A 13,185-nucleotide genomic window follows, 5' to 3' on the forward strand; every position below is an offset into this window, starting at 1 on the left:
AAAAAGGATGAAACAATTCAGCAACGTCCATGTTCGGAACCCTACAACAAATACATTATCCAACAACAAACATCCAACACCGAAAGATTAATAATCAATGAGCATCAGATTAAATAAAGCAATACGAGAACTCAACATCGGACTACAAACAGCCGTCGAGTTCCTCGAGAAAAAACAAACACTCGGCGAAGTTAAAAGCGACCCGAATTTTAGTCTCAACGACGAACAATATAAAGCACTCGTAGACGAATTCAAAACCGACAAAGACGTCAAGAATGACGCCGTAAAACTCTCGCAGAAAAAACAAAAAGAACAAGCGTCCGAAAAGAAAATCGACCATCGCGCCGAATCGCTGCTAAACAAAGAACATCAGCAGCAATACAAGCCGCTAGGAAAAATCGATCTCGAAAGTATGGGTAAAAAACCGACAAATCAACCCTCCACGTCCGAACCCATTATCGACAAAAAAGAAGATGAACCCAAAGTTCAAAAAGAAATAAAACAAGAACAACCCAAACCAAAGGCAACCCCAAAACCGAAAAAGCAAAAAGAAGCCTCCGTTGAAGTCGTCCCGGCCGATTCCGAAACGGCGAAAGAAGAAACTCCCACACCCGAAATTAAGGAAATACCCCAACCCGTCGAAGAGGAGAAAACCATCACCGAAACTCAACCCACAGAACCCGAAGAGCCTAATACAGCTGTCAAAAACGAAGACTCCGAAAACAAGGAAAGAGAAATCTTCCAAACCAGCAATGAAAAGAAGATACTCAATGTTCCGAAGATGACTGTCGTGGGAAAAATCGACCTGAGTACCATAAATCAAAACACACGCCCGAAACGCAAAACAAAAGACGAGTGGCGCAAGGAACGCGACGAGAAAATAGCTCTTAAAACCGCCTCTGCACAACAAGAACAAGGCAAGAAAAAGCGCGCCAGAATAAACAAAGAGCGCGTCGACATAAATATCGCCTCCGGTGGTCAGCAACAACAGCAACAAGGCAACAAACAAGGCGCTAAACAAACAAGTGGCAAAAAAAATAAGAACAGAAACGTTGCCACTAACAACAACACAAAAAAAGTTCGCAACCGCAACCAGCGTCCGCTCGAAGTCGACGACGAAGCAGTTGCACGCCAGGTAAAAGAAACCCTCGCCCGACTCACAAGCAAAAGCCAAAACAAAAAGGGTGCGAAATATCGCAAAGAAAAGCGCGACGCCGTTCAAGAGCGTCTCAACGCCGAAGCAAAAGCCGAAAGCCGCGAAAGTAAAACACTCAAACTAACCGAATTCGTCACCGTCTCCGAACTGGCAACCATGATGAATATCCCGGTTACGAACGTCATTTCCACCCTCATGTCGGTAGGTATAATGGTGTCGATAAACCAACGTCTCGACGCCGAAACAATTAATCTCGTGACCGAAGAGTTCGGATATAAAACCGAATATGTGAGCGCCGAAGTTCAAGAAGCCGTAAGTGAAGAAATCGACGACGAAAACGACCTCATACCACGTGCTCCAATCGTAACCGTGATGGGACACGTTGACCACGGTAAGACTTCCCTACTCGACCACATCCGCAACACCAACGTGATTGCTGGAGAAGCCGGAGGAATAACCCAGCACATCGGCGCCTATGGAGTGACTCTCAAAAGCGGACGAAAGGTAACATTCCTCGACACGCCAGGACACGAAGCTTTCACTGCTATGCGAGCCCGAGGCGCACAAGTAACCGACATAGTGATTGTTATCATAGCCGCCGATGACTCCGTGATGCCCACAACGAAAGAGGCTATCGCTCACGCCCAGGCAGCCGGCGTTCCAATGGTTTTCGCGATAAATAAAATAGACAAGCCAGGAGCCAATCCCGACAAGATTCGCGAAGACCTCTCGCAAATGAATCTTCTGGTAGAAGAATGGGGCGGAAAATATCAATGTCAGGAAATCAGTGCGAAGAAAGGAATCGGAGTGAGTGAACTGCTTGACAAGGTTCTTCTTGAGGCCGACATACTCGACCTCAAAGCTAATCCGAACCGAAAGGCAACCGGTACAATCATTGAGTCGTCGCTCGATAAGGGCCGAGGTTATGTAAGCACGGTACTTGTGTCGAACGGTACCTTACGCGTAGGCGACAATCTTATTGCCGGAACCTCGTGGGGCCGTATCAGAGCTATGTTCAACGAGCGTAACCAACGCATAGAAAGCGCCACCCCGGCTGAACCCGCCATAATTCTCGGATTGAATGGAGCTCCAACAGCCGGCGACTCATTCCACGTGATGGAAACAGAACAAGAAGCGCGCGAAATTGCCGCTAAGCGCGAACAGTTGCAGCGCGAACAAGGCCTGCGCACACAAACGCGCCTCACACTCTCAGACATCTCGCATCGAATTGCTCGCGGAGAATTCCACGAAATGAACATCATCGTCAAAGGCGACACCGACGGTTCGATCGAGGCATTATCCGATTCATTCATCAAGCTCTCCACCGAGAAAGTGAAGGTGAATGTGATAAGTAAGGCTGTCGGTCAGATTTCTGAAAACGACGTCATGCTAGCCTCGGCATCCGATGCCATAATCGTTGGATTCCAGGTTCGTCCTTCGGTTGATGCCCGCAGGTTGGCCGACCACGAGGGGGTTGAAATCAACACCTATTCCGTTATCTACGACGCCCTCGACGACGTCAAGTCGGCCATGGTCGGCATGCTCGACAAGCTCAAGAAGGAAGTTATCACTGGTCAGGTAGAAGTCAAGCAAGTATTCAAAATTTCGAAAGTTGGCACGGTTGCTGGCGGTCTTGTAACCGAGGGTAAGGTTCACAGCAAAGATAAGGGCCGGGTGGTTCGCGACGGCATCGTTATTCACACTGCCCCCATCGGCGCCCTAAAGCGCTACAAGGACGACGTTAAAGAGGTTGTCACCGGGTTGGAATGCGGCCTGTCGCTAACGAATTATAACGACATTCAGGTTGGCGACATCATCGAAACGTTCACCGAAGTTGAAGTTGAACAAAACCTATAGGAGTAGTTCCCTGTATGTTTACAATTTAAACAGATGAATTAAGAATATAGAACCATGAGGGGGAATCCATTATCGGATTCCCGCTTGTGTGTTTAAGAGTGCTCTTTGAAATTATTTTATCCCCATTTCTGTCCCAAAGCGGATTATGGTTTGTGATATATGTGAGTTCAATGTAGGGAGCGACTGGCTTTGTCGAGACAACGGGTTGATTTGTGAGATTTGAAACGATTTTCAGGATGTCTGCACCGCAGGTGCACTCCAACCGAAACAACAAATGCCGACTAACTCAAACGGTAATCGTCGTTCCTAAGGGAGAGCAGTACTCGTTCCTAGCGGAAGCCAATCGTCGTTCCTAAGGGTTGGCAATAGCCGTTCCTAGGGGAGGGTAATGCTTGTTCCTAAGGGCGGCCAATAGTCATTCCTAGCGGAAGCCAGTCGTCGTTCCTAAGGGTTGGCAATAGCCGTTCCTAGGGGAGGGCAATGCTTGTTCCTAAGGGAGGCCAGTCGTCGTTCCTAGCGGATGGTAATCGCCGAGTCAGAGGAACCCCGTAGGGGCGGCGGACCACAGGCAGGCGGTGGAGCCCGATAGGGCGGAACCCCTGCACAATAATCGACCTCAAGTGGGGAGCCCCGAAGGGGCGACGGAACGTAATCAGACCGTACAATCCATGACCGCGGGGAGGCGACGAGGGCGATAAACGGGCATCCGTCACCCCTTCGGGGTTAACGTCGGCCGGGCGTGATTACAGGGGTTCCGCTGTCGCTCCACCGCCTGCCTGTGGTCTTGCCACCCCTACGGGGTTCCGTTGGCTCGACGAGAAGGTAATTGTCGTTCCTAAGGGAAGGCTACCGTCGTTCCTAAGGGAGAGTAATAGCCGTTCCTAGCGGCGGGCGATAGTCTATTCTATGAGAGAGTAACTATCGACTCGACAAGAGAGCAACAGTCGATTCGACAAGAGAGCAACAGTCGATTCGACGAGAGGATAACTGTCGACCCGACGAGAGGATAACTGTCGTTCCTAGATAATCCCGAATGAACAGCAAGACGGTAGGCAGTCTGCAAGCCATGCCAAATCAACCTACTGGCACCATTACATAGCATTTCCAGTATCACAGCAAATGCCAATGGCAACTCCGGAGAACGATAATTCATCGGGAAACAAATGTTACCCAGTCCTCCGGCGGCATAATCTTTGAAATTACAAGCGTCGGCAGTTCGGATAGAAGGTTAAAATATAGATTAATATAACATAGGATTAAATACATTCAAAAACAATGTCAGATAATAACAGCAATGAGTTTGTCAGGCAGGTGGCCGAGCAGAAATATGCATTCGGCTTCACCACCGACATTCACACCGACATCATACCCAAAGGCCTTAACGAAGACGTTGTGAGGCTCATTTCACAGAAGAAAGGCGAGCCCGACTGGCTGCTCAACTTCCGTTTGGAAGCCTATAGATATTGGACAACCCTCAAAATTCCAACGTGGGGACATCTACATCTGCCGAAAATCGATTTCCAAGGTATATCGTATTACGCCGACCCGCTGGCAAAGAAACCCAAGAATAAGGAAATAGACCCCGAACTGGAAAAGACATTCGATAAGCTGGGCATTCCGCTCGAAGAACGACTCGCGTTGAGCGGTACGGCCGTCGATGCAATTATGGACTCCGTTTCGGTGAAGACAACCTTCAAGAAACAACTCGCCGAGAAAGGCGTGATATTCTGCTCGATAGGCGAGGCCGTGAAAGAACATCCCGACCTGGTACGGAAATATCTCGGAAGCGTTGTGCCCTATCGCGACAACTTCACATCGGCACTCAATTCGGCCGTGTTCAGCGACGGTTCGTTTGTTTACATCCCAAAAGGCGTGCGATGCCCGATGGAACTGAGCTCATATTTCCGCATAAACGCTATAAATACCGGACAGTTCGAAAGAACGCTCATCATTGCCGACGACGACTCGTATGTGAGCTATCTTGAAGGCTGTACAGCTCCTATGCGCGATGAGAATCAGCTACACGCAGCTATCGTCGAGATAGTTGTGCTTAACAACGCCGAAGTGAAATATTCCACGGTTCAGAACTGGTATCCCGGTGACGAAAATGGACGAGGCGGTGTACTCAACCTTGTAACCAAACGGGGCGACCTTCGTGGCACAGGTTCGAAACTGTCGTGGACACAGGTTGAAACCGGGTCGGCCATCACATGGAAATACCCCTCATGCATCCTCCGCGGCGACAACTCACAGGCCGAGTTCTATTCCGTGGCCGTTACCAACAACTATCAAGAGGCCGATACGGGCACAAAAATGATTCACCTTGGACGGAACACGAAGAGTACTATAATCTCTAAAGGAATATCAGCCGGTCGGAGTCAGAATTCCTATCGCGGCTTGGTGCGAGTGGCACCAAAAGCCGAAAATGCACGCAATTACAGCTCGTGCGACTCGCTTCTGCTGGGTTCGGAATGTGGTGCCCACACGTTCCCTTATCTCGACGTTCATAACCCAACAGCAATCGTCGAACACGAAGCCACAACCTCTAAAATCGGCGAAGACCAGCTGTTCTATTGCAATCAGCGTGGCATATCCACCGAAGATGCCGTTGGTCTCATCGTGAACGGATATGCCAAAGACGTACTCAACAAACTGCCAATGGAATTTGCCGTCGAGGCACAAAAACTTCTAAGTGTATCGCTCGAAGGCACGGTGGGATAAAGAATATTCATACATAAATAAACTCAAAACAGATATGTTAGAAATCAGAAACCTGCACGCAACCGTTGCAGACAAAGAAATATTGAAAGGCATAAACCTCACCATCGCCGACGGCGAAGTACATGCTATCATGGGGCCCAATGGCTCTGGTAAATCAACCCTGAGCGCGGTACTCACAGGTAATCCGCTCTATGAAGTAACCGACGGAATGGCAATATTCAACGGTAAGAATCTGCTCGACATGAAACCTGAAGACCGCGCGCGAGAAGGATTGTTCCTTTCGTTTCAATATCCTGTCGAAATTCCCGGCGTGAGTATGACCAACTTCATGAAGGCTGCCATAAACGCCAAACGTGAATATCAAGGACTCGAACCGCTCAAGGCCGCCGACTTCATCAAACTAATGCGTGAAAAACGCGAACTCGTGGGCATCGACTCCAAATTGGCCCATCGAAGCGTGAATGAGGGATTCTCGGGTGGTGAAAAGAAACGCAACGAAATATTCCAGATGGCTATGCTCGAACCCAAACTCAGCATTCTAGATGAAACCGACTCCGGACTAGACGTGGATGCCATGCGAATCGTAGCCGAAGGAGTGAACAAGATGCACCGACCGGACACTTCGATAATCGTCATAACGCACTACGACCGACTGCTCGACATGATTAAACCCAACGTGGTGCACGTACTCTACAAAGGAAGAATCGTAAAAACCGACGGTCCGGAGCTAGCCATCGAAATCGAAAAACGAGGCTATGATTGGATTAAGGAGGAAGCTGACGAACTAGACGGCGATAACAAATAGAGGCAATAGCTATGCAAATCGAACAACAATATATAGACCTCTATGCCCAGTCGCAGCAAATCATTTTCGATCATTCGGCCGATGTAATGAACGCCGTGCGCGACGAGGCTTTCAAACACTTTAAGGCGCAAGGGTTCCCCACGCGAAAAATGGAACGTTATAAATACACCGACATTCCATCGCTTTTCGAACCCAATTATGGATTAAACCTCCGTGGACTCGAAGTTCCCATGAATCCATATGATACTTTCAGATGTGATGTACCTAACATAAGTTCGTCGCTCTACTTCGTGGTGAACGACCGCTTCTACTCCCGCGTACTACCCGAAACACATCTCGAAAGCGGATTGATTGTCGACAGTTTGAGTCGGGCAGCGCAACAATATCCAGAACTCGTTGCAAGTCACTACGCCCGAATCGCCAAGGCCAATGAAGACGCTCTCACAGCCTTCAATACAATGTTGGCGCAAGACGGTCTGTTTGTCTACGTCCCCCGAGGAGTACGTGAAAGCCGAACGATTCAGGTCGTAAACATCCTACGTTCCAACGTAGATCTGATGGCTAATCGTCGTGTGCTCATCATTGTTGAAGAAAACGCCGACGTGAATCTGCTCTTCTGCGACCATACAACCGACAATCGTAAATTCCTCACCACACAGGTTATCGAAGCCTATGTTTCCGACGGAGCCCATCTAGAGCTCAACTGCATGGAAGAAACTCACGCACATAACGTGAGAATATCCAACGTCTACATCGAGCAGCAAGGTAAAAGCAAGGTGAGCCACAACATCATAACCCTACACAACGGCGTGACCAGAAACAAGCTGGACCTAGTAATGAAAGGCGAAGGCGCCGAATGTTTCTGCAACGGATGCGTAATCGCTGACAAACAGCAACACGTCGATAACAACACTGTTATAGACCATCAGGCACCACATTGCGAAAGTAACCAGCTCTATAAATACGTGCTTGACGGATATGCTAAAGGAGCCTTTGCCGGATTGATTCTCGTGCGCCATGAAGCCCAGAAAACCAATTCTCAAGAAACCAACCAAAACCTCTGCGCGTCGCCCACGTCCCACATGTTCTCGCAGCCGATGCTCGAAATATATGCTGACGACGTGCGCTGCAACCATGGTTCGACTATTGGTCAGCTCAACGACGCTGCCTTATTCTACATGCAGCAGCGCGGCATAGACCGTCAGGAAGCAAAAACACTCCTAGAAATGGCCTTCATAAACGAAGTGATAGACAAGATGGAAATAGAACCACTGCGCAATCGCCTCCATCACCTAGTGGAAAAACGATTCCGCGGCGAACTCGACAAATGCGAAGGCTGTAGTCTGTGCAAATAATTCTCAAATAAAATGTATAATATAGATAAAGTCCGGGCCGACTTTCCCATACTTTCGCGCACCGTCTACGATAAACCGTTAGTCTATCTTGACAACGCTGCAACCACACAGAAACCCATTGTGGTGCTCGATGCCATGCGCGACGAATATCTCAACGTCAACGCAAATGTGCATCGCGGTGTGCATTGGATGTCACAACAAGCAACCGAACTCCACGAGGCTGCCCGCGAAAGGGTTCGTAAATTCATCAACGCACGAACTGCTGAAGAAATCGTCTTTACACGCGGAACAACTGAAAGCATCAACCTCATTGCATCTAGTTTCGTTGAAAGATTCATGCGAGCAGGCGACGAAGTCATTATCTCCACCCTCGAGCATCATTCCAACATCGTGCCCTGGCAGTTACAGGCGCAACGAAATGGAATCGTGCTTCAGGTTATTCCGATAGACGACGACGGTTCGCTCCGCCTCGACGAATATGAACGTCTCTTCTCACCTCGAACCAAGCTCGTCAGCATAGCCCACGTAAGCAACGTGCTTGGAATTATCAATCCTGTGACTGAAATCATCCGAATAGCTCACAATCATTCCGTCCCCGTAGCTTTGGATGGCGCTCAAAGTGTGCCTCATTTCAAAGTGGACATACAGGCACTCAACTGCGACTTTTTCGCCTTCAGCGGACATAAACTTTATGGCCCGACGGGTATCGGCGTACTCTACGGAAAAGAAGAATGGCTTGATAAATTGCCACCTTATCAGGGCGGAGGCGAGATGATTGAACACGTGAGTTTCTTGGAGCAGACTACTTTCGAGCGTCCACCACTGAAATTTGAAGCCGGTACACCCGATTATATCGCCACCCATGGTTTGGCTACGGCAATAGACTATCTCGAGTCCCTTGGCATGGATTCCATTGAAGCTCATGAACGCCATCTCACCGAATATGCCGTTGACCAGCTACGCGACATCTCCGATATGCGTTTCTTCGGAATATCCACTCTAAAACACACCTCCGCTACGACTCACGACGCTGTAATAAGCTTTCTTGTTGGTAACATTCATCCAATGGACCTCGGCACTATTCTCGACACACTCGGCATAGCTGTCCGCACCGGTCATCACTGTGCCCAGCCCCTTATGCAACGTCTCGGCATTTCAGGTACCGTGCGCGCCTCCTTCGGTCTCTATAACACCGAATCAGAAGTAGACCTTCTTGTTTCTGCCATCCGTCGTGCAGCCTTGATGTTCTAACTGGCTCTGATTACCGGATATTCGAAAAAGGGTATGATATTTTTGCCTCGATGAAAAAATATTTTACCTTTGCAAACGCTTCTTCGAAGGAGAAAGTGGTCGAAAGATTCGCTAGCTCAGCAGGTAGAGCACAACACTTTTAATGTTGGGGTCATGGGTTCGAGCCCCATGCGAATCACAAAGGAGAGGAATCTAGTAATAACTAAGATTCCTCTCCTTATTATTATATGTCCTTCTTCTCCCAACTTTGCCTATGTGTCTCGCGGTTATCGTAAGGTTAAGCAGGCCTTCTCCTCACAGATGTACATGATACATCAAAAGAGACAGTTTCGCCTTGGAGGAGGCTGTGGATTGATTGCGAGCATTCCGGACTTGTTAACTGTAAAACGATTACTGATTAAGGATAATCCATTCAGCTGACTCACGCTGATTTTGCTTCGGTCTATTTACCTTTGCAGTATTCCAAAACAGCTTTATTTTCAATGCAGAATAACAATATTTCCGATAAAAAACTCAGGCTAACCATTAGGATAGCCAGTGGAACGATGTCGTTCTCGGTAGGCGACCCGCAGGAAAGCGGACAGATAGTTCATGAACCCTATCAAACGAACTATGCAATGTCGGTGGCAGCTAATTTAAGAGAAGCTTTCAAGAAATCGGAGCTCCTGCAAAGCGGCTACCGACGAGTACTGGCGCTCATCGATTCGCCGATTATGTTGATGCCCGTAGACGAATTTCAAGAGCAAGAGCAGGATGTTGAAACGCTCTTCAAATACACTTTCGCCAATGAATCTAAAGGTGAATTGGTGAAAGCTATGCTGCCTGAATTTAATTCGGCTGTGGTGTTTGCAATAAATAAAGACCTGAAATTAGTTCTAGACGACCATTTCGAGGATATTCGAATAATGCACCTCATGCAGCCGGTTTGGGGACATCTCTATCGAAGAGCGTTCAGTGCGGTGAGGCGTAAGTTGTTCGCTTATTTCCACGAGAAGAAGGTTGATATTTTTGCATTCGGACAAGGAAGATTCCTGTTCAGTAACTCGTTCGGGGCAGAACAAGCGAGCGACGTGCTCTATTTTCTGCTGAACGTTTGGAAGCAGTTGGGAATGGACTTTGAACGCGACGAACTACACACCGTTGGTACACCGCCCGAGCCACAATGGTTGGCCGAACACCTGAATCGCTATATAAGGCGAAATTATACTGTGAACGTGGCCACCAACTTCAATAACATTCCAATGGCGGCCGAGAAACATATCCCTTATGACCTGAAAGCACTTTATTTGAAATAGAAAATGAGAATTATAACCGGGATTTATAAAGGTAGACGATTCGATGTTCCGCGAAGTTTCAAAGCACGGCCTACAACTGATTTCGCGAAAGAAAATATTTTCAATGTTCTCAACAAATATGTAGACTTCGAGGATTCGATGGCTCTCGATTTGTTCGCCGGAACTGGAAGTATTTCTCTTGAGCTGCTCTCGCGCGGTTGTCGTGAGGTTGTAAGCGTGGAAAAAGACCGCGACCATGCACATTTCATCTTGCAATGTCTCGAGAAAATCAATGCAACAAACGATACACTGATTTGCGGCGATGTATTTCGCTTTCTCAAATCGAACAAAAAGCTGTTCAATGTAGTTTTTGCCGACCCACCATACACGCTGAACAATATTGTAGACCTACCCGACCTGATTCTCACAGGTAAAACACTCGCTCCGGATGGGTTGTTCGTGCTCGAACACGGAAAACACAATAATTTCGAGACTCACCCCATGTTTATCGAACATCGCAGCTATGGAAGCGTGAACTTCAGTTTGTTTAGATAATTAAGGATAACTTCAAAATATATGAGTGAAAACATTAAACAGAAAACTTTTCGGGAGTTCAAGGAATTCCTCTACATCACGCTTACTACGACGGTTGGCAGTTTCGGATGGTGCGCATTTTTACTGCCTCATAAGATTCCAATCGGCGGAATCAGCGGACTGGCATCGGTTATATTCTGGGGAATCGACATTCCGATTGAATACACTTATTTTATCCTCAACATAATTTTGTTGCTCGTTGCACTGAAGGTACTGGGTTGGCGATTCTGCATCCGAACAATCTACACGGTATTTATTTTCGCCACCTTACTCACATTGTTTCAGCGAATATTCTCGGCCGCCCCACTGTTGCCTACCAATCCATTCCTGTCATGCATAATCGGCGGAATACTCATGGGCTTCGGTATGGGAGTGGCTTTACAATATAATGCCAGCACGGGTGGTTCGGATGTCATAGCAGCCATGATTCACAAATATCGCAATGTGTCGCTAGGAAAGATTATCCTTTCGTGCGACCTAGTAATCATAACTTCGAGCTATCTAGCGTTGCACAATTGGGAAAACGTAATATACGGCTTCGTAGTTCTGTTCGTAATGACTTTCGTTGTAGATTATGTAGCAAACGGAATGAATGGCTCGGTACAATTCTTCATCGTATCTGACAAATGGGAGGAGATCGGTCACAAAATCAACAATAAGGTTCAACGTGGATGTACGGTTATCGATGCCCACGGATTCTATACCGGTAAAACGGTGGGCATGCTTTTTATTATCGCCAGGCGATCGGAGTCGCATTCCATCTATGAAACAGTTGATGAAATAGACCCCCAGGCATTCGTGTCACAAAGCACAGTGAACGGAGTTTATGGAGTGGGCTTCGATAGAATGAAAGTAGGACGAGGCCATAAATCATGAACAAACAAGAACTCGAAAACAAACGTATAGCCCTACTCCTATCGGGAGGTGTGGATAGTTCTGTGGCATTGTATCTGCTGGCCGAAAAAGGATTCACACCCGATTGCTTCTATATCAAAATCGGACCGGAAGAGGACGAGGCATGGGATTGTAACTCCGAAGAAGACCTCGAAATGGCATCCGTAGTTGCAAGCCGATACGGTTGTAAACTAGAGGTTGTTGACTGCCACAAGGAATATTGGGACGAAGTGACCGGATACACAATGAAGAAAGTGCGAAGCGGATTCACGCCGAATCCAGATGTGATGTGCAACCGTCTAATAAAATTCGGCGCTTTCGACCGTAAATGCGGGCACAAATACGATATCATAGCAACCGGCCATTATGCACAAACCAAATGGATTAACGGCAGGAAATGGCTCTGCACAAGTCCCGACCCAGTGAAAGACCAAACTGACTTCTTAGCACAGATTTACAGCTGGCAACTCCAGAAAGCCATCTTCCCAATTGGACACCTCGAGAAGCACGAAGTACGAAGTATAGCCGAGCGCGAACATCTTATAAACGCACGTCGCAAAGACTCACAAGGTATTTGTTTCCTTGGCAACATTGACTACAATGAATATCTAAGACGCTATCTTGGCGAACAGTTAGGTAATGTGATTGAACTTGAAACCGGACGAATCATCGGACAGCATCGCGGGCACTGGTTTCATACCATCGGACAACGAAAAGGACTAGGATTAGGCGGTGGCCCGTGGTTTGTCGTTAAAAAGGACACAGCCGAGAATATACTCTTCGTGAGTCACGGCTACGACCCCGCAACCGCCTACAAAAACCTCTTCCGAATACACGACTTGCACTGGCTAACCATCACACCCGAAACACATACAACACCGATAACCTTCAAGATTAGGCACACGCCCGAGTTTCATCGAGCACATCTTGAGATTCAAGCCGAAGGGACAGCACTCATATACTCCGATGACAATATCCACGGAGTTGCACCCGGACAGTTCTGCGTTATCTACGACGAGCAACACAACCGATGCTATGGCTCGGCCGAGATAACCCTCTAATATATTTAAGGTTAATTTGCCGGAAAGAGCTGAATGATATACCTTTGCCGCCATGATATACGAACACAGCATTTATTACAGCAACAGCATGATGCGAGAGAATTTCACTTCTCCCGTGTTTTTTAACGCTATATTCTTGCAGGGTTCGGAAAAAGTGCTAACACACACACACACACACACACACACACACACACACACACACACACACACACACACA

At 47.7% G+C, this 13,185-nt stretch carries 9 protein-coding genes and 1 tRNA gene; all 10 read left to right on the forward strand.

Annotation, left to right across the window (positions count from 1 at the left end):
• Positions 1 to 97 precede the first annotated feature (97 nt).
• The 10 genes from infB (at position 98) to mnmA (ending at position 12,968) form a co-directional block, all read left to right on the forward strand.
• Positions 98 to 3,013, forward strand: a complete 2,916-nt coding sequence (gene infB, locus HMPREF9140_RS04860; RefSeq protein ID WP_006952209.1) for a translation initiation factor IF-2 — start codon at positions 98 to 100, stop codon at positions 3,011 to 3,013.
• Positions 3,014 to 4,288: 1,275 nt separating this feature from the next.
• Positions 4,289 to 5,734: a Fe-S cluster assembly protein SufB gene (gene sufB / locus HMPREF9140_RS04865; RefSeq protein ID WP_006952210.1), complete on the forward strand. Its 1,446-nt coding sequence runs from the start codon at positions 4,289 to 4,291 to the stop codon at positions 5,732 to 5,734.
• A gap of 34 nt (positions 5,735 to 5,768) precedes the next feature.
• On the forward strand, positions 5,769 to 6,539 hold the full coding sequence (gene sufC / locus HMPREF9140_RS04870) for a Fe-S cluster assembly ATPase SufC (protein WP_006952211.1): 771 nt from the start codon (positions 5,769 to 5,771) through the stop codon (positions 6,537 to 6,539).
• A gap of 11 nt (positions 6,540 to 6,550) precedes the next feature.
• Positions 6,551 to 7,894 carry a Fe-S cluster assembly protein SufD gene (gene sufD, locus HMPREF9140_RS04875; RefSeq protein ID WP_006952213.1) on the forward strand — a complete coding sequence of 448 codons (1,344 nt, stop codon included), beginning with the start codon at positions 6,551 to 6,553 and terminating at the stop codon, positions 7,892 to 7,894.
• Positions 7,895 to 7,906: 12 nt separating this feature from the next.
• Complete coding sequence (locus tag HMPREF9140_RS04880) at positions 7,907 to 9,145, forward strand: aminotransferase class V-fold PLP-dependent enzyme (RefSeq protein WP_006952214.1); 1,239 nt, start codon at positions 7,907 to 7,909, stop codon at positions 9,143 to 9,145.
• Positions 9,146 to 9,250: 105 nt separating this feature from the next.
• Positions 9,251 to 9,323 (forward strand) — tRNA-Lys (locus HMPREF9140_RS04885).
• A 304-nt stretch (positions 9,324 to 9,627) separates the two neighbouring features.
• Positions 9,628 to 10,440 carry a DUF3822 family protein gene (locus HMPREF9140_RS04890; protein ID WP_006952215.1) on the forward strand — a complete coding sequence of 271 codons (813 nt, stop codon included), beginning with the start codon at positions 9,628 to 9,630 and terminating at the stop codon, positions 10,438 to 10,440.
• 3 nt (positions 10,441 to 10,443) lie between these two features.
• A complete protein-coding gene (gene rsmD / locus HMPREF9140_RS04895; protein ID WP_006952216.1) occupies positions 10,444 to 10,974 on the forward strand; it encodes a 16S rRNA (guanine(966)-N(2))-methyltransferase RsmD in 531 nt (176 codons plus the stop codon).
• Between the two features lie 21 nt (positions 10,975 to 10,995).
• Positions 10,996 to 11,889: a YitT family protein gene (locus HMPREF9140_RS04900; protein ID WP_006952217.1), complete on the forward strand. Its 894-nt coding sequence runs from the start codon at positions 10,996 to 10,998 to the stop codon at positions 11,887 to 11,889.
• The gene (gene mnmA / locus HMPREF9140_RS04905; RefSeq protein WP_006952218.1) at positions 11,886 to 12,968 is read left to right on the forward strand and encodes a tRNA 2-thiouridine(34) synthase MnmA; all 1,083 of its coding nucleotides are present in this window, start codon (positions 11,886 to 11,888) and stop codon (positions 12,966 to 12,968) included. Before HMPREF9140_RS04900 ends, mnmA begins: the two co-directional genes overlap by 4 nt.
• Positions 12,969 to 13,185 lie beyond the last annotated feature (217 nt).

This window comes from Prevotella micans F0438 (assembly GCF_000243035.1).
GTDB classification, from domain to species: Bacteria; Bacteroidota; Bacteroidia; order Bacteroidales; family Bacteroidaceae; genus Prevotella; species Prevotella micans.

Coding starts and splice junctions, on each gene's coding strand:
- HMPREF9140_RS04880 (WP_006952214.1), top strand. CDS start 7,907: ATGTATAATATAGATAAAGTCCGGGCCGACTTTCCCATACTTTCGCGC.
- infB (WP_006952209.1), top strand. CDS start 98: ATGAGCATCAGATTAAATAAAGCAATACGAGAACTCAACATCGGACTA.
- sufD (WP_006952213.1), top strand. CDS start 6,551: ATGCAAATCGAACAACAATATATAGACCTCTATGCCCAGTCGCAGCAA.
- sufB (WP_006952210.1), top strand. CDS start 4,289: ATGTCAGATAATAACAGCAATGAGTTTGTCAGGCAGGTGGCCGAGCAG.
- sufC (WP_006952211.1), top strand. CDS start 5,769: ATGTTAGAAATCAGAAACCTGCACGCAACCGTTGCAGACAAAGAAATA.
- mnmA (WP_006952218.1), top strand. CDS start 11,886: ATGAACAAACAAGAACTCGAAAACAAACGTATAGCCCTACTCCTATCG.
- HMPREF9140_RS04890 (WP_006952215.1), top strand. CDS start 9,628: ATGCAGAATAACAATATTTCCGATAAAAAACTCAGGCTAACCATTAGG.
- HMPREF9140_RS04900 (WP_006952217.1), top strand. CDS start 10,996: ATGAGTGAAAACATTAAACAGAAAACTTTTCGGGAGTTCAAGGAATTC.
- rsmD (WP_006952216.1), top strand. CDS start 10,444: ATGAGAATTATAACCGGGATTTATAAAGGTAGACGATTCGATGTTCCG.